The sequence below is a fragment of the Streptomyces sp. NPDC090022 genome, assembly GCF_044748145.1.
Classification (GTDB): domain Bacteria; phylum Actinomycetota; class Actinomycetes; order Streptomycetales; family Streptomycetaceae; genus Streptomyces.
The window spans coordinates 933,907-956,554 of the sequence record NZ_JBIVFN010000001.1 but is presented as its reverse complement, the minus strand read 5'-3'; the positions used below and the strand labels follow the sequence as shown (position 1 = coordinate 956,554).

The 22,648-nt window shown below is 75.2% G+C and carries 16 protein-coding genes and 1 pseudogene; all 17 read right to left on the bottom strand.

Annotation, left to right across the window (positions count from 1 at the left end):
* Positions 1-17: 17 nt before the first annotated feature.
* Positions 18-1,427, bottom strand: coding sequence for a DUF2252 domain-containing protein (locus tag ACIPXB_RS04265; RefSeq protein ID WP_401444290.1), 1,410 nt, complete (start codon positions 1,425-1,427; stop codon positions 18-20).
* 53 nt (positions 1,428-1,480) lie between these two features.
* On the bottom strand, positions 1,481-1,678 hold the full coding sequence (locus tag ACIPXB_RS04260; RefSeq protein WP_401444288.1) for a hypothetical protein: 198 nt from the start codon (positions 1,676-1,678) through the stop codon (positions 1,481-1,483).
* A gap of 186 nt (positions 1,679-1,864) precedes the next feature.
* Entirely contained in the window at positions 1,865-4,534 is a 2,670-nt protein-coding gene (locus tag ACIPXB_RS04255; protein WP_401444285.1) for a LuxR C-terminal-related transcriptional regulator, read from the bottom strand.
* Complete coding sequence (locus tag ACIPXB_RS04250; RefSeq protein WP_401444282.1) at positions 4,531-6,369, bottom strand: methyltransferase; 1,839 nt, start codon at positions 6,367-6,369, stop codon at positions 4,531-4,533. Before ACIPXB_RS04250 ends, ACIPXB_RS04255 begins: the two co-directional genes overlap by 4 nt.
* Before the next feature lie 210 nt (positions 6,370-6,579).
* Complete coding sequence (locus tag ACIPXB_RS04245; RefSeq protein ID WP_401444280.1) at positions 6,580-7,794, bottom strand: 4-hydroxybenzoate 3-monooxygenase; 1,215 nt, start codon at positions 7,792-7,794, stop codon at positions 6,580-6,582.
* Positions 7,795-7,839: 45 nt separating this feature from the next.
* Positions 7,840-8,205: a VOC family protein gene (locus ACIPXB_RS04240; RefSeq protein ID WP_401444277.1), complete on the bottom strand. Its 366-nt coding sequence runs from the start codon at positions 8,203-8,205 to the stop codon at positions 7,840-7,842.
* A gap of 160 nt (positions 8,206-8,365) precedes the next feature.
* Complete coding sequence (locus ACIPXB_RS04235; RefSeq protein ID WP_401444274.1) at positions 8,366-9,226, bottom strand: helix-turn-helix domain-containing protein; 861 nt, start codon at positions 9,224-9,226, stop codon at positions 8,366-8,368.
* A gap of 37 nt (positions 9,227-9,263) precedes the next feature.
* Positions 9,264-10,130 carry an alpha/beta fold hydrolase gene (locus tag ACIPXB_RS04230; RefSeq protein WP_401444271.1) on the bottom strand — a complete coding sequence of 289 codons (867 nt, stop codon included), beginning with the start codon at positions 10,128-10,130 and terminating at the stop codon, positions 9,264-9,266.
* 128 nt (positions 10,131-10,258) lie between these two features.
* Entirely contained in the window at positions 10,259-11,506 is a 1,248-nt protein-coding gene (locus ACIPXB_RS04225) for a PucR family transcriptional regulator (protein WP_401444268.1), read from the bottom strand.
* A gap of 148 nt (positions 11,507-11,654) precedes the next feature.
* The gene (locus tag ACIPXB_RS04220; protein WP_401444266.1) at positions 11,655-14,594 is read right to left on the bottom strand and encodes an AAA family ATPase; all 2,940 of its coding nucleotides are present in this window, start codon (positions 14,592-14,594) and stop codon (positions 11,655-11,657) included.
* Between the two features lie 104 nt (positions 14,595-14,698).
* Positions 14,699-14,899: pseudogene (locus ACIPXB_RS04215) on the bottom strand (NAD(P)H-dependent oxidoreductase); the annotation flags it as partial.
* 276 nt (positions 14,900-15,175) lie between these two features.
* Entirely contained in the window at positions 15,176-16,012 is an 837-nt protein-coding gene (locus ACIPXB_RS04210; protein WP_401444263.1) for an alpha/beta fold hydrolase, read from the bottom strand.
* Between the two features lie 64 nt (positions 16,013-16,076).
* Positions 16,077-18,992, bottom strand: a complete 2,916-nt coding sequence (locus ACIPXB_RS04205) for an AAA family ATPase (RefSeq protein ID WP_401444260.1) — start codon at positions 18,990-18,992, stop codon at positions 16,077-16,079.
* Positions 18,989-19,876, bottom strand: coding sequence for a carbohydrate ABC transporter permease (locus tag ACIPXB_RS04200; RefSeq protein WP_401444259.1), 888 nt, complete (start codon positions 19,874-19,876; stop codon positions 18,989-18,991). The genes ACIPXB_RS04205 and ACIPXB_RS04200 overlap by 4 nt, the downstream gene beginning before the upstream one ends.
* Positions 19,873-20,838: a carbohydrate ABC transporter permease gene (locus ACIPXB_RS04195; RefSeq protein WP_401444257.1), complete on the bottom strand. Its 966-nt coding sequence runs from the start codon at positions 20,836-20,838 to the stop codon at positions 19,873-19,875. The genes ACIPXB_RS04200 and ACIPXB_RS04195 overlap by 4 nt, the downstream gene beginning before the upstream one ends.
* Positions 20,838-22,169, bottom strand: coding sequence for an ABC transporter substrate-binding protein (locus ACIPXB_RS04190; protein ID WP_401444256.1), 1,332 nt, complete (start codon positions 22,167-22,169; stop codon positions 20,838-20,840). Before ACIPXB_RS04190 ends, ACIPXB_RS04195 begins: the two co-directional genes overlap by 1 nt.
* A gap of 138 nt (positions 22,170-22,307) precedes the next feature.
* Entirely contained in the window at positions 22,308-22,622 is a 315-nt protein-coding gene (locus ACIPXB_RS04185; RefSeq protein ID WP_401444255.1) for a GNAT family N-acetyltransferase, read from the bottom strand.
* Positions 22,623-22,648: the final 26 nt, after the last annotated feature.

Here is a 22,648-nt window from a genome sequence, read left to right as displayed (position 1 = left end):
GGGCCGGGCGGCGGCGGTCAGCCGGCCGCGGTGGGGACCCGGCCGGTCCGGGCGGCGTCGACGAGGGCCTCGTAGTCGCGCTCGTTGCGGTCGGCGTACGCCTCGGCGAAGTCGGCCAGCGCGCGGTCGAAGGTGTCCGATCCGCCGAGGTAGGCGCCCATGGCGATGGGGTCGCCGGAGCGCGCGTGGGCGCGGGCGAGGGAGGCGCCGCAGACGCGGGCGAGCAGCCGCATGCCCTCCGGCCGCATGTCCTCCGTGCTGAGGGAGCCCTTCCAGTCGTGCAGTTGCCTGACGTAGAAGTCGCGGTGCCGGCCGTCGAGGCCCTCGGCCCGCTGCCAGCCGAGGAAGATGTCGCCGGTGGCCTGCATCAGCCGCTGGCCGGCCACCACGCGGTGGCCCTGGTTGTCGTACGTGACGGGCCCGGCGTACGGGGCGAGCACGGACGGTCCGGCCTCCTTCGCCTGGAGGAACAGCGGGTCGTCCTCGTCCCTGCCGGTCAGCAGGACGATCCAGCAGCGGGTGCCGACGCTGCCCACGCCGACCACCTTGCGGGCCACGTCGACGAGTCGGAACCGCCCGAAGAGCGCCCGGCGGTCGGGGGGCAGGCTGGCCGCGTAGGAGTCGAGGAGTTCACGCAGCACGGTGTCCTGGTCCGCCGCCGTGGGCTCGTCCCGCAGCTCGGACAGCGGCACCACCAGGGGCGGGTCCGCCGCGATGCGCAGCTGCCCTCCGTCCCGGTGGGTGAGCTTGGCGAAGGCCTGGAGGTGGTCCCTGGTACGGGCCTTGCCGATGACCCGGTCGGCCCGGCTCAGAGCGCGGCGGCCGCCCTCGGCGGCGATGGCGCGCAGGTCGTCGGCGTTGTCGTGGGCGTACCAGATGTCCAGGACGCGCATGCCCGCGAACTGCCGCATCCGCAGACGGTAGGCCGACGCCGCCTCCAGGACCGCGGCGGCCCGTATCCGCGCCGGGAAGCCGTTGACGCGGCCGGCGACGGCGAGACTGGCGGCGAGCCGCTTGACGTCCCACTCGAAGGGGCCGGGGTGCGTCTCGTCGAAATCGTTCACGTCGAAGACCAGGGTGCGCTCGGGAGAGGCGAAGAGGCCGAAGTTCAGGAGGTGGGCGTCGCCGCACAGCTGGGTCGTCAGGCCCGTGTGGGGCGCCCCTCCGAGGTCGGCGGCCATGATGGCGGCCGAGCCGCGGTAGAAGTGGAAGGGCGACTGGAGCATCCGGCCGTAGCGGATGGGCAGCAGTTCGGGCAGCCGTGTGGCGGCCTCGGCCTCCAGGATGCCGACGGGGTCGGCCCGCTCGGTTCCCGGGTCGAACAGCGCCTGTTCCGCCCGCCGTACGCTCGCGCGGGCCGCCTTGCCGCGCTCCGCGCGTGCGGCGGGTGTGAGGGCGGCCTCCGGGGCAGCTGCGCGCTCGGTCATGGCGACGGCTCCTCTCGCCTGGTGTGGTGCCCGTCCGGCCCCGGTGTCCGGGATCAGTCGGGCAGCCGGCGCATCTCCTCGACGTGCAGGCCCAGGTCCCGGAAGCGCCCGAGCAGGCCGTACAGGTGCGCCTCGTCCGTGACGGTGCCGTAGAACTGGGTCTGCCGGGACGCCGGCTTGTGGTCGAGTTCGGGAAAGGCGTGGGACAGCGTGTCGGACACATGGCCCGTGATCCGGAATTCGTAGCGCATGGGCGGCGTCCTTCCCACCTCGCCCGGGGGAGGGCCCGGTGCGGGGCCTTCCGCGTCGTGCCGGCCGGAGCCGGCGTCCCCATGCTGGCCGCGGCCGGGCGCCGCGCGCCTCACCCGTCCGAGGTGAGGGGGCGGCCGGGTGCCGCTGGCGCTGCCGCTGCCGCGCGAGCAGGGGCGACGGCACGGTCAGAGCATGTGCAGCTCGCGGGCACGTTCGACCGCGTCACGCCTGCGGGACACACCCAGCTTGTGGTAGATGCCGCGCAGGTGGGTCTTGACGGTGTTCACGGACAGTCCCAGCTCCGCGGCGACCTCCTCGGTGGACAGCATCCGCGCCACGTGCCCGAGCACCTCCCTCTCGCGCGGGCTCAGCTCGTCGACCACGAGGGGCACGGGCTCCGCGGGCGCGGCCGTGACCCAGGCGTAGGCGGCGCTGCGCCCGTCGAGCCCGGCCGCGAGGTGCCGCACCCAGGGACCGGCCTCCGTGAAGGGCCGTCGCAGGAGTTCGGGGCGCGCGCGGTCGAGGGCCTGTACGAGCCGGTCGCGTGCCCCGGCCTCGTCACCGTCCAGGAGGGCGTGATGGGCCCGCAGGAGCTCCAGCCGTACCCGGTCCGTGAGGGTGGGAGCGGCGGCGTCCTCGGCGTCCGCGATCAGCCGCAGCGCCCGCGCGCCGTGCCCGGCGGCGAGATGCGCCCGCGCGAGGACCACCGCGCGCGAGGGCGGGCCGTCGGGGGCGTCCTCCAGGACGAGCAGCGCCGTGCCGGGATCCCCGTGCGCCAGTGCGGCGGTGGCGTGCGCCTCGGCCAGGCGTACGGCCGTACCGGTGCCGGTGGCGGTGGCTCCGGCCCGGGCCGGCTCGTCGAGCAGGTCGAGCGCGGCCTGCCACCGGCCCCGGGCGAGTTCGAGGTGCGCGCGCCGGACCAGGCACTCCGTGGCGAGGTCCGCGTCGCGGCGGACGTCCGGGAGCTGCTCGCAGCGCTCGAGGTGCGCCGCCGCCGTGACGAGGTCGCCGCGTTCCAGGGCCACCGTGGCCAGGGCCAGCCCGGCCGCACCGCAGCGGTGGTCGAGGGGGATGCCGTGCTCGTCGGCGACGCGCAGGGAGGCCGTGGCGTGCTCCTGGGCCCGGGTCAGGGCTCCGGCGGCGGCGTCGGCCAGCGCCAGCCGTCCCAGGCAGCGGTGGCGCAGGACCGCCGTCGTGTCACCGGAGCAGGCCCGGACCGCCTGCTCCAGCGCGTCACGGGCCGCTTGCGGGTCGCCGGCGCGCAGGCGGGCGCACGCCAGCCCGTACAGGCGCAGGGGTTCGGTCTCGGGGTGGCGGGCGAGCTGCTCGGGCGGCAGCTCCGCCATGAGGACGGCGACCCGGCGCGCCTGCGTGTCGCCGCCGCCGTGGGGAGCGGCCAGGAGCCGGAGCAGGGCGACGGTGAGCCGGGTCGCCGGATCCGGCGGCCGGCCGGCACGCGCCAGCCGGCGCTCGGCCCGTACGAGCCAGGAGCGGCATCCGGCGGCGTCGTGGTGGACCAGTCGGCAGCCGGCGGCTACCAGGGCCGGGGCGGCGCCCGGGGTGTCGGCGGGCATCCGGGCGAAGGTGTCGGCGCAGGGGAGGCCCGCGGGACCGCCCCGCAGGGGACCCGCCGGCCCGGATCCGGCCAGCAGGGGGACGACCATCAGGTGCTGGACGGTCCGGGCGGCCGCGAAGGCCCAGTCGCCGCCGGCCGCGGCCTCGGCCACGGCCTCGGCGGTCCGGCCCCGGCCGGCGTACCAGCGGGCCGCGCGGCGGTGCAGCCGGGGTTCCAGTTCCGGCTGACGGCTGCGCAGGTGGGTGCGCAGGACCTCCGCGAACAGCGGGTGGAACCGGTACCACCGGGTGCCGGCCAGCGGTTCCACGAAGGCATGACTGCGGGCCAGGTCCCGCAGGGCCCCCTCGGAGTCGTTCCGTCCGGTCAGGGCGTCGGCGAGGTCGGGGTGGACCAGGTTCAGGACGCCCGTGCGCAGCAGCAGGTCGCGCAGCGGCTCCGGCTGGGTGGCGAGCACCTCGGTGAGGAGGTAGTCGGAGACGGCCTGCTCGGAAGCGGTGAGGGAACGGGCGAAGCCGGCGGGGTCGCCGGACCGGGCCAGGGCCAGGGCGCACAGCCGCAGGCCCGCGGCCCAGCCTTCGGTGTGCCCGAACAGGAGGTCCACGACGTCGTCGTCCGGCGCTTGTCGCGGTCCGCCGTGCCCGCCCCGTCCGCCGTCCCCGGCCCCTCCGCCGAGGAGCAGGGCCGCCTCGTGCCGGGTGAAGGCGAGGTCGTGTTCGCGGATCTCGTGGACCCGTCCGTCGGCGCGGTAGCGGTGCAGCGGCAGGGGCGGGTCCTCCCGGCTGATGAGGACCAGGCGCAGGGCCGGACCGGCGTGTTCCATGACGAACCTCAGCTCGTCGTGGACTCCCCTGCCGGGGAGCTTGTCGAGGCCGTCGACGACCATGACCAGCGGGTCCGGCACCTGTTCGAGGGTCGAGGCGAGGCGGATCAGGAAGGAGCGGGCGACGTCGTCGGCGTGGACGGGCTGCTTCAGACCGGTCGCGGCCGGCACGCCGTGGCGCCGGAGCCCTTCGACGACGTACGCCCAGAAGACGCCCGGGGTGTCGTCCGCCTCCGCCGTCAGCCAGACCACCGGGGTGCGGTCCGGCCGGGACAGGGCCCACGACGAGGCGAGGGCGGTCTTGCCGAACCCCGCTCCCCCGGTGATCAGCGTCAGCGGCCCGCGCGTGCCGACCGTGAGCCGCTGCATCAGGCGCGGGCGGCGGACGAGGCCGGGTGCCCGGACGGGTACGGCGAGCTTCGCGGCCAGCAGTGGATCTTCCGAGAGAGGCACGGTCATGTGTCACACCCCGCGTGGTTCGGGCACCCTCCATGGTCGGGTCGGACCGCCTTGATCGCCACGCGCGCCCGACCCGATCCGGGGGATGCGGACGGGACGGCGGACCTGCGGGCGTGCAGGACGTGCGCGTCCAGGGGCAGGGGGCTGTGGCCGACGAGTTCGAGGCCCGCGTCGGCGAGCAGGCGCGCGTAGTGGTCGGTGCGGCGTTCGCGGCCGCCGACGTTGCACAGCATGTGCAGGTCCCAGGCGGTGGCCAGGGAGGGGGAACCGTCGGCGGGCAGGAGCCGTTCCACGATCAGCAGGTCCGCGTGGGCGGGCATCGCGCGGGCGCAGTGGCGCAGGATCTCCCGGCAGCGGTCGTCGTCCCAGTCGTGCAGGACGCGGGAGAGGACGTACACGTCGCCGCCGGGCGGCACGTCGGCGAAGTCGCCCGCGCGGTAGTCGCAGCGCGCGCCGCAGCCCGCGGCGTCGAGCAGGCGGCGGGCGGCCTCGACGGCGTGGGGGCGTTCGAGGAGGATCCCGCGCAGGCGCGGGTGCGCGGTCAGGAGACGGCCGAGGAGCTCTCCCGTCCCGCCGGCCACGTCGACGACGGTCGCGGGCGCGGACGCCCGGGCCGCGGCAGTGATGACCGGGTGGGCGGGCAGCGGCTGGAACATCCGTGCGCTCGAGGCCATGGACCGGTCGAAGAGGTCGGCGAGTTCGGGGTCGCGGGCGAAGTGGTCGAAGTGGTTCTCCCCGAAGAGGTGGTCGAAGGCGGGCTCTCCGGTCCGCACGGCGTGGTCGAGGCCGCCGAAGGAGCGGTAGAACGGGCCGCCGTACAGCAGGGCCAGTGGTCGCATCGACCCCGGCTCGTCCGTGCGCAGCAGGGCGCCGAGTCCGGTCAGCCGGAAGCCGTCCGGCTCCTGGTCCGGGGCCCGGTCCGGTTCCTGGTCCCGGGTGACGGCGCCGAGCATGGCGAGGTAGCGCAGGAGGGTGGCGAGGGCGCGGGGGTGGGTGCCGGTCAGCCGCGCGAGGTCCTCGGCGCGGTACGAGGTGCTGGGGTCCATCGCGTCCGGCAGGCCCAGCCGGGCGAAGGCGGCGAGCGCCTGCGTCGTCCATGCGCCGGTCAGGAGGCGAAGGAGCGTTTCGGCGGGCGGCCGCGCGCCGTCGTCGGGGTGGTCCAGGTGCGCGGCGAGGGCGCCGCGGTGGTCCCCGCGTACGTAGAGTTCCAGCCTCCGGTATCCGCAGGCCGGATCGGCGGGGGTGGTGAAGTACAGGACCGTGCCGTCCTCGTGCGGGTTGTAGCCGCCGCCGTCGGGGCGCGCGCCGTGGCGGACGAGGATCGCGCACAGGCCGCGCAGGACCAGCTGCTCCGGGTGCTCGACCTCGAAGGCGAGGTGCGACTCGTGGCGGCGGGCGCGCTCGTGGGCGGCGATCCGTTCCAGGCCGGAGTGCGGGGGCACGGTCAGGGCGAACACCTCGACCGCGCGGCGCTCCCCGGCGGATCCGTGGACCTGCGGGCGCAGGATGCGTACGTCGAGCTCCGCCGGATCGAGCCGGTGGCGCCGGGCGAGGCGGTCACGGACCACCACGCTGGGGTGGGAAGGGGTGTCCGGGGCCAGCCCGCAGTCGGCGAGCCGGGCCCGCAGGCCTTCCGTGTCCGGAGGGAAGAGCAGCAGTCCGGCGTGGGCGAACCGGCAGTGCCCGGCGAGCGCCGTCAGGTCCGGGCCGTCGAGGCCGGGCAGGAGGAGGGGGAACAGGGCGGCGCTGTCATGCCCGCGGACGAACTCGGCCGCCGCGCGCAGGCGGGCCGTGTCGTCCAGAAGCATCGTTTCGTCGGAGAACGTCGTCGTCATCGTGGGGGTGTCCTCGGGCGGGTACGGGTCTGGGTGGGGGGGGTGGTCTGGGCAGGGGTGGTCTGGGCAGGGGTGCTCTGGGCTGGGGTGGGCGGGGCGGCGCTGCCCGGGCGTGGCACAGCAGGCGGCGGGCAGGGCAAGCAGGGGTGGCGGTCCCGCGGGTGGGGACGGGGAGGCCGGGTGGCGGTAGGGGGTGGGCCGCCTCGGCCGTCACACGCCGACGTAGTTCTCGGCGAACCAGTCCTGGTGGACGCGCGAGGTGCGCAGCGAGTCGAGCCGGGAGCGCCGCAGAGCGGCGTGGAAGGGCGATTCGGGACCCTCGTCCCGGTCCGGAACCGCGTGCAGCAGCCGGGTCAGCCACCCGGTGAACTCCTGCGCCCGCCAGATGTGGGCGAGGCACTGGTCGGAGTACCGGTCGAGGGCCCTCATGTCGCCCCGGGCGAGGGCGTCGACGAGGCCTTGCGCCAGGAGCTCGGCCTCCAGCACCGCCAGGTTGGCGCCCTTCGCGGCGGCCGGGGCCGACAGGCTCGCCGCATCGCCCGCCAGGAAGAGCGAACCGTGCCGCAGCGGTTCGACGACATCGCAGGTCAGGTCGACGATCCCGCGTTCCAGGAACGGGCCCCGGCGCAGCGGGCCGTACTCCGCGGCGCGCATCCGGAGGTCGAGCTCGTCCCAGATCCGCAGCTCGGGCCAGGCGTCGGCCGGGACACCGCGCGGCCACTGGAGGTAGTAGCGGGTGATCTCCGCGGTACGCGCCATGTGTCCGGCGAAACCGCGGTCGTGGAGGGCGTAGCCGACGGCGTCGAGGCTCGGCGGTGTCCCGGCGAGCAGGCCGAGCCAGGTCACGCCGTGGTCGTGGAGGTGGCGGACGGCGCCCGGTGGCAGGGAGCGGCGGGCCGCTCCGTGCCGTCCGTCGCAGCCGGCGACGTAGCGGGCGGCCCACCGGGCGGGGCGGCCGTCGGGCTCGCGCGTCGTGACGGACGGCCGGGGGGTGTCGGCGTCGTGCACGGCGAGCGCCTCGGTGTGGAAGCGGACGCGCCCACCGCGGTCGAGGTAGCGCGTCAGGAGGTCGGTGACCAGGTTCTGCTGCGGGTAGACGTGGTGCTGCTCGCCGTGGCCGAGGGTGCCGTAGTCCAGGCGGAACCGGCCGTCGGCCGTCCGGAACTCGCACGTGCCGTGGCGGCGGCCGTGCCGGTGCAGGCCGTCGGCGAGGCCGTGACGGTCCAGGATCCGCACGGTGTTCGGCACGAGGAACCCGGCCCGGGCCCGGGTCTGGACGTGGGCCCGGGAAGCGCGTTCCAGGACGACGCAGTCGATCCCGGCGGCGTGCAGGAGGGTTGCGAGAACGAGCCCGGCGGGACCGGCGCCGAGGACGACCACGTCGGCTGCTTCGCATAAGGAGGGGGAGTTCTGACTTTCCGTCATAGCGGGTGAAGCATAAGCACGCGAAGAAGCGTGAAACTACGCAAGTCATCCCCAGGCGGGAATAGAGTGACAATCGGAGCGGCCGGTCCCGGCCCGTGAGGCGGGGCCGGGAGGGCCGCCCGCGGCGGGCCGGGTCGTGCGCGCCGGGCGCGCGGCGCCGGACACACGCTCCCACAACGCTCCGCCGCGGACCGTCGCGCTGCAGGGGAGCTTGCCCGGCCGCGGGTCGGTGCTCGGATTGAGGACGAGGAGGGGCTGCGGGCCGCCGAAGCCGGCGCCGGGCGGCCCGATCGCGATGCTTCCGTCGTCCTCCCGGCCGTGTTCGACGTAGCCGAGGACCTCGCTCCAGAACGCGGCGAGCCCCTCGGGGTCCGCGCAGTCGATGACCAGCTCACTGATACGGCATGCCATGCGCGTCAGTGGAGGGGGACGGTGGCGGATCGAGCCCCGGGCAGGCAGGCTGCCACGCATGATCTCCGCAGTGCGGAACGAGGAGATCGAGCGGCTGCGTCCTGCGCGGCGAGTCCGATCGCGCGATGGCGGACCGTCCGCGCTCATGACCCGGCCCTCGTCAGCGCCGCCGGGGTGCCGGAAGTGCCGGGGACGGGGCCGATGCCGCCAGGGACTGCCATTCGGTCGGGGACATGCCGTACGCGCCGCGGAAGGAGCGGCTGAAGTGCGAGGGGCTGGTGAAGCCCCAGCGGCGGGCCACCGCGGCCACGGTGAACCGGCGCCGGGACCTGCCCAGTTCGATCCGGCAGGACTCCAGCCTGCGCCGGCGCACCCACTGGCTCACCGTCATGCCGTCGTTCTGGAAGAGCCGGTGGAGGTAGCGGACGGAGATGTGGTGGGCGCGTGCGATCGATTCCGGGGAGAGGTCCGGGTCCCGCAGGTGCTCCTCGATGAAGGACCGGATCCGGGACAGCGTTTCGTCGCCCGCCCTCGGCGGGCCGGCCCCGGCCGGCCCGCCGGCCGCGACCGGCTCGAGGAGCTCCATGACCAGCACGGACAGGAGGTGAACGGCCGTACGGGCCGGTCCGTCCCCGATCGTGGACCGGCGGAACTCCGACTTCGCGGCGAAGGCTGAGAGGAAGTCCGACACCAGGGCGCCCAGGCCCTCTCCGCCGCGCACGGGGACGCCCACCACCCGCCGCAGCTCGGGCTCCGTGACGCCCACGTAGCAGCGCGGGATCCGGAAGAAGATCATCTGGCAGTCGTCGCCGAAGTGCAGCAGGTGGCGACGGGCCGGGTCGCAGAAGACGAGGTCACCCGGCCGCAGGGGGCTCGTCGCCCCGTCGCGGACGACCGTGACCGGTCCGTGGACGTGCATGCCGAGGTAGAGGAACGTTCCGTCGCCGTCGTCGCCGGGCATCGTGGAAAGGATCTGCACGAGCCACGACGGGGTCGGGGTCGGGGTCGGCGTCTGTGTCATGGGTACTCCCACCGAACGGTGCGTGGCGGTGGCCGGGTCAGGACCGGGGGTCCGGGGACTCCTCGGCCAGGAACTCCTCCAGGAACTCCTCCACCACCGCGTTGAAGGCGGCCGGGTTCTCCAGGAAGGGGAAGTGCGAGTTCGCCTCGTCGGAGGTGAAGACGTGCAGCCGCGCGCCGGGGATCCGCCGGGCTATGTAGCGCTGCGCGTCGGGGTGCACATGGCTGCCCTCGCAGCCGATCACCAGGGTGGGTACGTCGATCCTGGGCAGGACGTCGCGCCAGTCCTGGGCGCAGTGGTCGAAGAGCAGCGGTACGCCGGCGTGCGCGGGGGTCGAGGTGATCTCCCGTGCGACGAAGGCGAGCAGCTCCGGGTCGGGATCGCCGGAGAACATGCCGCGCACGAAGTCGGCGCGCACCGTGTCGCCCTGCGGCCCGGCGAGCGCGGCGCACAGGGCGAGGAGTCCGGGCACGTCGAAGATGGCACCGGACTCCTGCTGCTCCTGCCGGGTCAGCCAGGGAGCGGCGGCGACGGCCGCCGGCTGGTCGACGGCGACGAAGCGCCGGATCCGGCCGGTGCCGTACTGGTCGATGAAGCTCCACCACACCGATACGCCCATGGACCAGCCGAGCGCGTCGAAGCGCTCCAGCCGGAGGTGGTCGACGACTTCGCGTACGTCCGCGGCCAGCCGGGCGATGCGGTAGCCGTACCGCGGCTTGCCGGACCGACCGTGCCCGCGCAGGTCCAGGGTGACGATGCGGCGGCCGGGGGCCAGGCCCTCGGTCTGGTGCCGGAACATCTCCTGCGTCTGGCCCCAGCCGTGCAGCAGGAGCAGGGGGACGCCCTCGCCGCCGGTGTCCCGGTAGGCGATCCGCGTGCCGTCGGTCGTGATCACTTCGTTCATCGCGTCCTTCCTGTTCACGGGCGGGCCGGCGGGCCCACCCCGTCCCGTCCATCCTCGGAGGCGGCGCGGCGCCGCCACCACCGCGTGCTGTAGGAATCGGGGGGCGGATCATTCTCGTTCTGTCGAAGTCACGTGTGCGCGGGGGCGGCCGCGGTGAGGAGCTCCCCGATCCTGAGGCCCAGGTGCAGGGTGAGCCGGTGGGCGCCGTCGTCCAGGTCGAGTCCGGTGATCTCCTGGATCTGGCGCAGGCGGTAGTAGAGCGAGGTGCGGTGCAGGCTCAGCGCGTCCGCGGTCCTCGGGATCGACCCGGCGTTCTCGAGGAAGCACCGCAGCGTGTCCCGCAGCCGGTCGCCGCCGTGGGCCCGGTCGAGCATCCGCAGCGGCTCCGGCACGAGGGACGGGTTCAGGGCGTGCTCGGGGAGCTGGAGGAGCACCGCGAGCGCGCCGAGCCGTTCCCAGTCGCCCACGCCCTCCAGGGAGGGCAGCCGGCGGGCCGCGCGGGCCGCCACCTGCGACTGCTCGTACGACGTCCAGGCGTGGGCCAGGCCCTGCTGCCGTCCGCCGACGCCGATGACGGGGACCGCCGACGGGTCCAGGAACGTGCGCAGTTCCTCCAGGATGCGCGCGCACTGGGCCTCGATCTCCTCCGGCGCGGGCGGCCGGTCGCGCAACTGGAGCAGGACCGCCCGCTCCTGGTAGACCGCCACGAGACCCTGTGCGGTACGCGTCCGGCGCAGACCCTCCAGCGCCGCCCACAGGGCCGTGTCGGACTGCCGCCCGGGCTCGGTGCCGCGGCACAGCTGGACGGTGCTGACCAGGACGTGCCCCGCCTCGCCGATCAGTCCGAGTTCCAGGGCCCGCCGGCGGGCGGCGGTGCGCGTGGCGAGGTCGGTGTCCAGCAGCTCCAGCACCATGGTGCGTTCGTCGGACCTGCGGGTGTCGGAGGCCAGCTGTTCGCCGTACATCTGGGTGGCCATCGCTTCGGCGGCCCGCGCCACGGCGGCGGTCTCGTGTTCGGCGAGGGCCTGGTCCGGCGCGACGATCATCAGCAGCCCGAGGAGGTGCCCGCGTGCCCGGAGCGGCACGACGTAGCGGGGCAGCAGTCCGAGGTCCGGGCGGCCGTCGACGAATCCGGGGCGCGTCCACCGGGCCACGCCCAGGGAGAGGACGTACCGGACCGTGGCGCTGTCGGCGCGGCCCTGGAGCAGGGTGCCGACGCGTACCGGGTCCTCGTCGCCGAAGTGGCGGCTCGTGCACACCATGCGGACCAGCGGATCGTCGACGACGACGGAGCGGCCCAGGGTCTCCGCGAGGTCGTCGACGAGCGCCTGGAGCTCCGTACTGCCGGGTCGCGCTCGCTGGGGACTGACGGTCATGCACTGTTCCTCTCTCGACCACCTGGGTTCCCGCGGAGCGCGCCGCCTTCCGGCCCGCCGCGGCATTGATCATTTTTGAGGAACGGCCGGGGCCCGCACATCGCACGAATCGTGCATTGACGGGGCACCGGCAGGGGATACGAAGCGATTACGCTCCGTCGTCCCGGGTGGTCACCAGGCGGGCCAGGTCCGCGCGCGAGGTGAGGTCGAGCTTGGTGAAGGCGCGGCGCAGGTGCGAGCCCACCGTGTGCGGCGAGAGGGAGAGGTGCTCGGCCACCTGCGCGTTGGTCAGCCCCTGGGCGACGAGGCGGGCCACCCGGAGCTCGGCGCCCGTCAGTTCGGGCCATTCCTTGTCGTGTCCGGCCGTCGACGGCCGCCGCCGGATGCCGGCGGCGCGCAGGCGCCGGCGGACGCGTGCGGCGTCCCGGTCGGCCCCGGCCCGGGTGTAGAGGGCGAGGGCCGATTCCAGGTACGGCACGGCGTCGGACAGCCGGGTGGCCGCGAGTCTGCGTCCGGCGTCCTCCAGGGCGGATGCGCGGGCGATCGGCCGGGGGCAGTCCTCGTACAGCCGGACCGCGCGCACGAGGTGGCCGAGGTCGTTGTCGAGCAGTCCACGCGCGTGGGCGGCGCCGGCGGCCAGGAGCGGGATGCCGGGGTTGTCCGCGGCCCGTCGCTCGGCGGCGTGGACGGCGGGCACGGCCCGCTCGAGTGCGCCCGCCCGCAGGGCGATGCGGACGAGGACGGGGGTGTCGGCGGGGTCGAGCGGGGCGGTGAGGAGCGGGCCGGGGGCGGTGGGTGACGGTGTGTCCGGGTCGGGTGCGGGCCGTTGTGCGCCGGGCGCGGGCAGGAGCTCGTCGAGGGCGGCCAGGGCCCGGTCGGGCCGGCCTTCGGCGTCGGCCAGCAGGGCGAGGAGCCAGGAGCCGGCCGTACGGACCAGGGGTGGGCCGCCGGCGCGCATGCGCCGGGCCTCGGCCGCGCACGTCCGGGCGGCCGCCCGGTCGCCGGTGTGGAGGGCGACGCGCGTCATCGCGTACCGGAGGGTGAGGTCGGCGAAGTCGCCGAGGCCCAGTTCGTCCGTCAGCGCGGCGGCGGCCTCCGCGTCGGCCCGGGCGTCCGCGAGCCGTCCGGCGTCCAGGAGGGCCCGGGTGCGGTTCATGAGCCACAGGCACGTGGTGGCCGCCTGGCCCTGGTTCCGGCTGCCGCGGACACCGGAGTCGGCGACGGCGAGCGCCGCGCGGGAGCGGCCCGCGAGGTTCAGCAGGAAGCCGTGCCAGAGGGCTTCGGGAACCCAGAGGGAATGGACGATGCCGAGGCCGGCGGCGAGGGCCGTGGCCCGGTCCGCCCGGCGCAGGGCGTCGGCCCAGTCCGACCGGGCGAAGCGGACGGCCGATTCGACCACCGCCAGCGTGGCTTCCGCCGTACGGTCCCCGGCTTCCCCGGCGGCCGCCAGCGCCGCGGGCAGGGCCCGTTCGGCTGCCTCGTTCTCGCCCGACATCGCCAGGCCCAGGCATGCCAGCGCCAGCAGCCGGGCCCGCAGGTCCGCCGGGAGCCCGGGCAGTGCGGCGCCGGTCCGGGCCTGGCGGACCGTCTCGGTGAAGTCGAACTGGCTGGACAGGCGGGCCAGGGCGAGGCGTATCCGGGCCTCGTCCTCGGCCCCCGGGGCGGCGGCCGGGGCATCGCCGCCGGGCTCGCGGCTCGCCAGGGCCGAGGCGCCGAGGTCGCGCGCGCGGGCCGGCCGCCCAGCCTGCCAGAGCAGCGGGATGGTCTCGGCGACGAGCCGCGGCCGCTCGGGAGCGTCCGCGGCGATGCCGTCCAGGGCCCGCAGAGCCAGCTCCGCGGCGGCCGCGGGGGCGGTGCTCGCGAGTTCCGCCGCGGCGGTACGCAGCCGGTCGCTCTCCCCGCGGCCATCGCCGGGGCGCCCCTGACCGGCCTGCGGGGCGGGCGGATTGTCGGCCGGCGCGGCGCCGCCGCGCGGGCCGGCGGCCGGCGCGCCGCCGCCCGGCTCGTCGGCGGCGTGCCGGTACAGGCTCTGGCGTACCGAGGGCGGCAGCCCGGCCGCGACCGCGCGGCGGACCAGATCGTGGCCGAAGGCCAGGAAGTCGCCCTGTTCCGTGAGCAGTTCGGCGTCCAGGGCTTCCCGTACGGCAGTGATCAGTGCGGCCGGCGACCTGCCGAGCAGCTCGGCGAGGCGCGCGACGGTGACCGGGGCGCCCACGGCGGCGGCCGTCTCCACCAGCTCGCGCGCCGCCGCGGAGAGCCGGTCGAGGCGGCGGGCGACGGAGGGCAGCGGGGGCACCGGGAAGGCGCCGGCGGTCAGTGCCGCCGTCCCGTTCTCGATCGTCACCGCCTCCTCCTCCCGTACGGCGCCGAGCAGTTCGACCAGCAGCGCGGGCACGCCCCCGGCGGTGCGGACGAGGCCGAGGACGTCCGGTCCGGGAACCGCGCCCAGGACGTCCTCGGCGATCCGCGCGCTCGCCCGGTCCGTGAGCGGCCCCAGGACGAGTTCGTGCGCGCCGGCCCGCCGCATCCGGTCCAGGGTCGTGCGCACGCCCGGCGGTACGACGGCACCCCGGACGGCCACCAGCCAGAGGATCGCGTGCGGGGCCAGTTCGGTCACGACGGTGCCGAGCGTGAGCAGGGTCAGGTCGTCGCACCACTGGAAGTCGTCGAGGACGATCAGCAGCGGCCGGTCACGGGCCGCCTCCCGCAGGCGGTCGGCCAGTTCCCGCAGCAGCCAGAACCGCTGACCGGGCACCGTCGCCAGGTCCCGTAGCCGGTCGGCGTCGGCGAGCGGCTCCGGGCCCGCGAGCAGCCCCTCCAGCAGCGGGCCGAGCGGGACCGGCGGCGCGTCGGGGTCCACTCCCCCGTGGAACACCCGTATGCCGCGCCGTCGTGCGGACGCCGACGCGGCCGCGAGCATCCTGGACGTGCCGATCCCCGCCGGGCCCTCGATCCGTACGATCCCGCCCGCGCCGCGGCCGAGGGCGTCGAGCCGTGCTTCGATGAACGACTGCTCCGCCGCCCGGCCGCGCAGCGGCGTCGGCCCGCCGTCGGGCTCCTCGGAAGAGGGGCCTGGCCCTGTCGTCATGCCGTTCACTCTTTTCCGCCGGCCGGGGGCCGCACGGGATGACGCCGGAGCTCCACGCGCGGTACGGCGGATCAGTATGAACGCTTCTTGGGGCTTCAGTCGAAGCGCAGGGCGTGCTCCAGGACCAGGGAGTGCCGCGCGGTGCCCCCGGTCGCCGCGATCAGGACCGGTGTGCCGGTGAGGGCGTCCGGGCCGAACACGTCGAAGAAGGACGTGAACAGCCCGCTGCAGGAGGCCGTGAACACCGGCGTGACGACGATCAGGCCGTCGGCCGCGGTCACGGCGTCGAGTTCGGCGCGGACCGACTCGGTCAGCCGGTCCGCGTGCAGGCGGATGAGCAGAGCGCCACCATGCGCCGGGTGTGGTCGGCCGGCCAGAAGGGACGGGGCCTGCGGGGCGTGGGGGGGGGGGGGGGCCCGCCCCCCCCCCCCCGCGCGGGGGGGGGGCGCCCCCCCCCCCCGGGGGGGGCCCGCCCCCCCCGGGGCCCGCCCGCCCCCCCCGGGGGGGGGGGGGGGGGGCGGCCCCGCGGGGGGGGGGGGGGGGGGGGGGGGGCCGGGGCGGCCCCGGCCCCACGCCGGGCGTCACTTCGCGAGGAAGGCCAGGAGCGCGGCGTTGACCTCGGCCGCGTGGGTCCACAGCAGGCCGTGCGGGGCGCCTTCGATCTCGACGTAGTCGGCGGCGTGGAGCGCCTTGTGGAAGGGGCGTGCGGTGCCTTCCGCAGGCAGGATGCGGTCGGCGGTGCCGTGCAGGATCAGGGCGGGGACGTCCACGGCCGGTATGTCGGCGCGGAAGTCGGTGTACCAGGTCGACGGCGCGGCGGACGCGGCGAACGTGCCGCCGGCGGCGGCGGTGTTCCAGCTGTTGCGGACGGCTTCCTCGCTGATGCGGGTGCCCAGGTTCTCGTCGAGGTTGTAGAAGTCGTGGAAGAAGGCGGTGTAGTAGGCGTACCGGTCGGCCTGCACGGCGGCGACCACACCGTCGAAGAACTCCTTCGGCGCGACCCCGTCCGGGTGGTCCTCGCTCTTGAGCAGGCAGGGCTCCAGCGAGGCCAGGAAGGCTGCCTTGGCGACGCGGGCGGAGCCGTACGCGGACAGGTAGCGGGCGACTTCACCGGTGCCCATGGAGAAGCCGACGAGGACCGCGTCGCGCAGGTCGAGGGTCTCCATCACGGTGTTCAGGTCGGCGGCGAAGGTGTCGTAGTCGTAGCCGGCGGTCGGGTGGGAGGACTGCCCGAAACCGCGGCGGTCGTAGGTGATCACGCGGTGGCCGGCGTCGAGCAGCGCGGCGCTCTGGCGCTCCCAGGAGCGGCCGTCGAGGGGGAACCCGTGGATGAGGACGACCGGCTGTCCGGCTCCGTGGTCCTCGTAGTACAGGTTGACGGCGGTGGAGTTCTCCTGGCCCACGGTGATGTACGGCATGGGTCGTTCCTCGATTCGTGGTGCGGCTGGTCCGCGCGTCGGCGCGGCCCTGGACGCCGTCACGTTAGGGCGGGGAAAGGGTCGTCCGTTGTCGTGCGCTGCACTGGTTCTTGCCCAGGGGTGCAGTGTTGGCGGGCGCGGCCGGGCCGGCCGCCCCGGTCTCCCCCTGCGCCAGGAGGAACCGGGTCAGGTCGACCCGGGAGCTGACGGAGAGTTTGCGGAAGACCGAGGCCAGGTGGGTGTTGACGGTGTGCGGGGAGACGACGAGGGCCGCCGCGGCCGAGCGGTTGGTGTGGCCCGCGGCGATCAGCCGGGCCACCGTGCGCTCGGAGGCGGTGAGCGCGTCCCAGCCCTCGCGGGGCCGTGGCCGGGTCGGGGCGCGCCGCCGGCCGGCGCGGGAGGTGGCCCGGTCCAGGTCCGCCCGGACCCGGTCGGCCTCGGCGGCGGCCCCGGCCCGCGCGTACAGCTCGTGGGCCGTGGTCAGGGCGGGTACCGCGGCGGCGGCCGGCAGGGCGCGCCCGAGGTCGGCGCAGGCCGCCGCGAGGTGCAGGGGGCGGGGGCCGTCCTCGAGGATCCGTACGGCCCGCTCCAGCCGTCGCGTGTCGGCGGTCACCAGGGCGGCCGCGTGGTCCGCCATCCCCTGTGCGGTGGGCACGCCGGGGTTGCGGGCGGCGTACGCGGCGGCCTGGGCCGCGAGGTCCTCGGCCAGCGGGGTGTCCCCGGCGCGCAGGGCGATCCTCACGGCGTCGACGAACCGGGTGCGCAGGATCCGCCAGCGGCCGAACGGGTGGTCGCGCTGGGCGGACCGGATCCGCCGGGCCGCTGCCGCGTGGTCGCCGTCGGCGTCGGCGCGGACGGCCTCGAGGTACTGGTGGGCGGCGTGGTTGCCGGCGTTCGGCCGGGCGGCCGTCGTCACCCTGATGATGCCGAGGTGTTCGCGGGCGGCGTCGCGGTCGCCGCGCAGGATCGCCAGCAGACCCCGGTGGACCCGGATGTTGACCAGGTTGCCGGGCACGCCGATGTCCGCCTCCAGCCGTTCGGCGGTGACGAGGTCGCTCTCCGCGTCGTCGAGGCGGCCGAGCCCGAGCCTGAGGCCGCCCTGCGCCCACATCAGCATGGCGGGGCGCAGGGGTTCGTCGCCGGCCTCCCTCAGCAGGCGGTCGGCGCCGTCGAAGTCGTCCATGTGGACGCGTGCGACGACCTCCTCGGGCAGGAAGGCCGGGTCGAAGGCGGCCAGGGCCGCGTGGTGGCCCAGGGCCGTCTCGCACGCGCCGTCGTTGAGGGCGATCTCGCCGAGCCCCCACAGAGCGGCGACGCGGGCCTCGCGGTCGCCCGCGCGCCCGGCCGCGGCGAGGGCCAGCTCCCCGGTCCGGCGGGCGAGGCTCAGGTCGCGGCCGCGCGACTGCGCCAGTGCCTGCCGGGCCGTCAGCCGGGCGGAGACGGCCGGGTCGGTGACCGCGGCCAGAGCCGCCGACGTACGGCGGGTCAGCTCGTGGATGTCGTCGAGGTGCCACAGCGCGTCGCCGAGCGCGCACTGCAGACGGGCGAAGGTCTCCAGCGGCGGCTGCCGGGCGAGCAGCAGATCACCGGTCTCCCGGGCCCGGGTGTAGCGGCCGGCGCGGGTGAGGGCGGCGATGGCGCGTTCCCCGGCTGCGAACGCCTCGGGATCGTGGGGCGGCAGCAGGTCCAGGGCACGCGACTCCAGGTCCGCGGCCAGGTCGGGCATGACGGCGCGGACGTCCGCGGCCGCCCGGCCCAGCAGCCGGACCGCCTCGTGGTCCCCGGGGTCGGCGCTGTGGAGCAGGTGCGGGACGGCGTCGGCGGGGGTCCGGCCCGCCGCCACGAGCCGGCTCGCCGCCTCCCGGTGCAGCGCCCGCCGTACCGAGGGGGCGAGGTCGGCGTACACGGCCTGGCGCAGCAGGTCGTGGCGGAACACCAGGCGTTCGCCGTCGTCGTGGAGGAGGCCGGTGGTGACCGCCTCGTCGACGGCGCCGATGAGATCGGTCGCGGGGCGGCCGCACAGCATCGCGGCGTCGGCGAGCCGGAAGGCGCGTCCCAGGACGGAGCCGATCCGCAGGAAGTGCAGGGTGTCGGGCCGCAGGGCGGCCAGTCTGCCGCGTACGCCGACCACCAGCCGCTCGGGCGGCGTGTTCGCGTCGGCGTCCGAGGCGGCGAGGCCCGCCAGCAGCTCCGAGGCGAGGAACGGGTTGCCCGCCGCGCCGTCCAGGAGGTGCGTGACCCGCTCGGGCACGTCCTCGCCGAGCGCGTCGCGCGCCAGCTCCGCGAGCGCCGCGTCGGGCAGCGGCCGCAGCGCGACCGTCGTCGCGCGCGGTCTGTCCGCGCGCAGGCCGGGGTCCTCCCGGGTGGCGAGCAGCCACAGGACCGGGGAGCTGAACAGGCGGGCCGGCAGGACGTTCAGGGCGAACCGGCTGAGCTGATCGGTCCACTGGACGTCGTCGATCGCGATGAGGACGGGGGTGCCCGCCGCGCGCTCCTCGATGAGCTGGGCGAGCCGTTCCACGAGCCAGATGCGCTGGTCGTGGTGGCCGGCGAGGTCCGCGAAGTCCACCGCGGACAGCAGCGGCGGGTCGCCGTGCAGGAGACCCGAGGCGAGGGAGGCGAGCGGCGCCAGCTCGTGGAGCTCCTCGGCGCGTCCCTGGCTGACGAGGAACCCGTGGGCGCGTGCGAAGGCGACCGTCTCCTCCAGGAGGACGGTCTTGCCGATGCCCGGCTCCCCCCGCAGTACGGCGATCTCCCCGCCGCCGCCGCGCACGGCCTCGACCAGGGCGCGCAGCCGGCCCAGCTCGGCTTCGCGGCCCCGCAGTCCGGGCCGGCTCAGGCCGGGGCGGCGCGCGTCGGGGCGGCCCACGTCGGGGCGGCGCGGATCGGGGCCGCTCGCGTCGGGGCGGCGCGGATCGGGGCGGCCCACGGCGGGTCCGTCCGGGCCGGGGCTCCCGGTCTCCTCCTCCCGCGCGGTCATCCCTTGACCGATCCCGCGAGGAGTCCCCGGGTGACGTACCGCTGGAGGGAGAGGAACACGATCACCGGGACGACGGCCGATACGAACGCTCCGGCGGTGAGCCGCTGCCACTCGTTGCCGCGGGTCCCGGCCATGGCCGCGAGGGCGGCCGGGACCGGCGCCGTCCCGGCCGCCGCGCCGGACAGCGTCAGCGCGACCAGCAGGTCGTTCCACACCCAGATGAACTGCAGGACCGCGAACGTGGCCAGGGCGGGCGCGGCCGGCGGCAGGACGATCCGGAGCAGCACCGTCCGGTGCGAGGCGCCGTCGACCCGGGCCGCCTCGATCAGTTCGCGCGGCAGTCCGGCCAGGCAGGTGTGGAGGAGGAACACGGCGAACGGCAGCGCGAAGGCGGTGTGGGCGAACCAGAGGTGACCGAACCGGGCCGGACCGTCCACGTTCCAGGCGGGCAGGAACAGCCACCCCTGGGAGAAGAGCCTCAGCAGGGGCACGAGCGCCATCTGGAGGGGCACGACCTGGAGCGCGAAGACGGCGACCACGACGGCGTCCCGCCCCCTGAAGTCGGTCCAGGCCAGCGCGTACGCCGCGAGGAAGGCCAGGACCAGCGGGAACAGCACCGAGGGGAGGGTGATGACGAGCGAGTTGACGAGGTGGTCGGCGAGCCGGCCCGACCCGTTCCGGGAACCGAACAGGACCTCGCGGTAGTTGTCGAACGTGAGGTGCGGCGCACCGAACACCGTCCACCAGCCCGTCGTCTTGATCTCGTCGGCGGGGCGGAAGGAGGACAGGAGCAGACCGAGGGTCGGCGTCGTCCACAGCAGCGCGATCACGACGGCGGCCCACGCGAACGCGCGGGAGGTCAGCCGTTCCCGTACCCGGCTCATCGTGCGCTCCGCCGCGCCCGCACCTGGTGGGCCACCACCGGTGTGACGAGGGCGAAGAGCAGGACGGCGAGGGCCGCGCCGCGGCCGGTCCGGCCGTAGCGGAACGCCTGGTCGTACATCTCGTGGGCGAGGACGCCCGTGCCGAAGCGGCCGGCGGTCATGGTCTTGACGATGTCGAAGGCCTTCAGCGTGCCGATCGCCTCGGCGAGGACCACGACGAGCAGCGCGGGTCGGATCACGGGCAGGGTGACGTACCGGAAGACCTGCCGGGGCCGGGCGCCGTCCAGCCGGGCCGCCTCCGTCAGCTCACCGGGAACGGCCCGGATCGCGGCCGTCAGCAGGACCGCCGCGAAGCCCGCCTGGGTCCACACCATCGCGACGACGAGGAACAGGACGTTCCAGGGCGCGTCCACGAGCCACTGGCGCGGCTCGCCGCCGAACGCCACCACGAGCTGGTTGAGCAGGCCGATCTGGTCCGCCCCGGCGGGTCGGTAGGCGTAGACGAACTTCCAGATGAGGCCCGCGCCGACGAAGGACATCGCCATCGGCAGCAGCAGGAGGCACAGGGCGGGCGAGCGCAGCCGCGACCGTGCGACGGCGACCGCGTAGAGCAGGCCGACCGCGGTCACCAGCAGGGGCACCAGCACCACCCAGATCAGGGTGTTGCGCAACGCGAGCAGGGCCCCGGGGTCGGTGAGCGTCCACGCGTAGTTGTCGAGTCCGACCCACGCGGTGCCCTCGTCGTCCGTGAACGACAGCATCAGGGTCCGCAGGGCGGGCAGCAACAGGCCGGCCGTCAGGAGCAGGAGCGCGGGGGCCAGCAGCAGGACGGCGGCGCCCCCACCGCGCGCCGGGCCCCGGTGGAGCACCAGCAGGACGAGACAGACCACGGCCGCGAACGCGCCGACGCCCTGGAGCAGATACAGCAGTTTGGGCTGCTGGGCGAGCAGGTCGAACGACATCAGGGACTCGGCCAGGACCGTTCGATCGCGTCGGCCACCGGCCGGGTGGCCCGACCTCCGGCCCAGTCGACGGCACCCTTCCAGAAGGTCCCCGCGCCGACGGTCGCCGGCATCAGGTCCGAGCCGTCGAACCGGAACCGCGTCCTGGGGTCCTGGAGCAGCTCGATCGAGAGCCGGTCGACCGGGTTGGCGGCGTCGGCCGGGTCCACGTCCTTGTGCGCCGAGACGAACGGGCCCTTCTTCATGCGCGTCTCGGCGAAGTCCGCGCTCGCCAGGTACGCCCGGAAGGCCCGGACCTCGGGCCGGTCGGCGAACGCCGCCGCGAACACCCCGCCGCCGAGCACCGGCTGGTCGGCCGGTTCCTTTCCCGGAAGGAGGAAGGCGTACACGTCCCCGTCCGGTCCGATCCGGGTCCCCCGCGGCCACTGCTCGGCGTAGAACGAGGCCTGCCGGTGCATCGCGCACTCGCCGGAGAGGACCGGCAGGCCGGCCTCCTGGTAGGTGATCGAGGTCATCGAACGGGCCGGTCCGAAACCGCCGTTGGCGTACCGGTCGTTCTTCAGGACCGATCCCACGGTGTCCATGGCCTCGATCACGCGCGGATCGTCGAAGGGGATCCGGTGGGCGACCCACTGGTCGTAGACGTCCGCTCCCTGCTGGCGCAGCAGGACGTCCTCGATCCAGTCCGTGACGGGCCAGCCGGTCGCCTCCCCGGACTCGACGCCCACGCACCACGGCGTGACGCCCGAGGCCGCGACCTTCTCCGTCACGTCCATCAGTTCGGCCCAGGTACGGGGCACGCTCAGCCCCCGGTCCCGGAAGAACGCCGGCGCGTACCAGACGAACGACTTGACGTTGGCGACGAGCGGGGTGCCGTACAGCGTGCCGTCCACGGTGGCGTAGCTGTTCCAGTCCGCCGACCAGCCCTGCCGCGCCAGCGTGGCGAGCTCGGGGTCGGCGGGCTTGAGCCGGCCGGCGCGCGCGAAGCGCTCCAGGAGCCCGGGCTGAGCGAAGAACGCGACGTCGGGGGTGTTCCCGCCGTCGGACCGGAGCTGGATCCGGGCCTCGAACTCCCCGTCTCCCTCGTACTGGACGTCGATGCCCGTGCAGGCCGCGAAGTCCGCCCACGTCTCCTCGAACAGGTCGGCTTCCCGGTCCCGGTTCGACGCGTAGACGGTGACCTCGGTACCGGGGTGCTCGCCGTAGCGCGCGTACGGGCCGCAGTCGGTGGCCGCGTGGTTCCGCGGGCCGCTGCCGCCGGGCGCACCGCAGGCGGTGACCGTGGCGACGAGGGTGATGACGGCGAGCGCGAGCCTCGCGCCGAACCTCATGGGTGTGCTTCCTCCGATCGCCCCCCAGGCGTTCTCGGGGGACGACCCGAAGCTATCAGCGCTCGAACGACATCGACCAATCGTTCGAGGTCAGCGGCGTACGGACGCGGTGGCGGGCGGCTGTCGCGGGCCCGTGGTTCACAGGCCGAAGCGGGCGCGGTGCGCCTCGGGCACCAGGTCCGCGTACTCGGGGTGCTTGCCGATCCAGCCCCGGATGAAGGGGCAGTACGGCAGGACGTGCAACCCGCGGGCCCGGGCGTCGTCCAGGGCGCCCCGGGCGAGCAGACCGCCCAGGCCCTGGCCGCCGAACCGGGGATCGATCTCGGTGTGGATGAAGGCGATCTCGCCCTCGGAGAGGAAGTACTCGGCGAATCCGGCGGTCTCGACGCCGTCGTCACCGGCGAGGACCTCGTAGCGCGATCGCTCGGGCCGGTCCTTCACCTGCGGTTGCATGCATGCTCCTGTTGCGGTCGCTGTGT

Excerpts from the sequence above, each read along its gene's own strand:
- ACIPXB_RS04265 (WP_401444290.1), bottom strand. The coding sequence starts at position 1,427 with ATGACCGAGCGCGCAGCTGCCCCGGAGGCCGCCCTCACACCCGCCGCA.
- ACIPXB_RS04260 (WP_401444288.1), bottom strand. The coding sequence starts at position 1,678 with ATGCGCTACGAATTCCGGATCACGGGCCATGTGTCCGACACGCTGTCC.
- ACIPXB_RS04255 (WP_401444285.1), bottom strand. The coding sequence starts at position 4,534 with ATGACCGTGCCTCTCTCGGAAGATCCACTGCTGGCCGCGAAGCTCGCC.
- ACIPXB_RS04250 (WP_401444282.1), bottom strand. The coding sequence starts at position 6,369 with ATGACGACGACGTTCTCCGACGAAACGATGCTTCTGGACGACACGGCC.
- ACIPXB_RS04245 (WP_401444280.1), bottom strand. The coding sequence starts at position 7,794 with ATGACGGAAAGTCAGAACTCCCCCTCCTTATGCGAAGCAGCCGACGTG.
- ACIPXB_RS04240 (WP_401444277.1), bottom strand. The coding sequence starts at position 8,205 with ATGGCATGCCGTATCAGTGAGCTGGTCATCGACTGCGCGGACCCCGAG.
- ACIPXB_RS04235 (WP_401444274.1), bottom strand. The coding sequence starts at position 9,226 with ATGACACAGACGCCGACCCCGACCCCGACCCCGTCGTGGCTCGTGCAG.
- ACIPXB_RS04230 (WP_401444271.1), bottom strand. The coding sequence starts at position 10,130 with ATGAACGAAGTGATCACGACCGACGGCACGCGGATCGCCTACCGGGAC.
- ACIPXB_RS04225 (WP_401444268.1), bottom strand. The coding sequence starts at position 11,506 with ATGACCGTCAGTCCCCAGCGAGCGCGACCCGGCAGTACGGAGCTCCAG.
- ACIPXB_RS04220 (WP_401444266.1), bottom strand. The coding sequence starts at position 14,594 with ATGACGACAGGGCCAGGCCCCTCTTCCGAGGAGCCCGACGGCGGGCCG.
- ACIPXB_RS04210 (WP_401444263.1), bottom strand. The coding sequence starts at position 16,012 with ATGCCGTACATCACCGTGGGCCAGGAGAACTCCACCGCCGTCAACCTG.
- ACIPXB_RS04205 (WP_401444260.1), bottom strand. The coding sequence starts at position 18,992 with ATGACCGCGCGGGAGGAGGAGACCGGGAGCCCCGGCCCGGACGGACCC.
- ACIPXB_RS04200 (WP_401444259.1), bottom strand. The coding sequence starts at position 19,876 with ATGAGCCGGGTACGGGAACGGCTGACCTCCCGCGCGTTCGCGTGGGCC.
- ACIPXB_RS04195 (WP_401444257.1), bottom strand. The coding sequence starts at position 20,838 with ATGTCGTTCGACCTGCTCGCCCAGCAGCCCAAACTGCTGTATCTGCTC.
- ACIPXB_RS04190 (WP_401444256.1), bottom strand. The coding sequence starts at position 22,169 with ATGAGGTTCGGCGCGAGGCTCGCGCTCGCCGTCATCACCCTCGTCGCC.
- ACIPXB_RS04185 (WP_401444255.1), bottom strand. The coding sequence starts at position 22,622 with ATGCAACCGCAGGTGAAGGACCGGCCCGAGCGATCGCGCTACGAGGTC.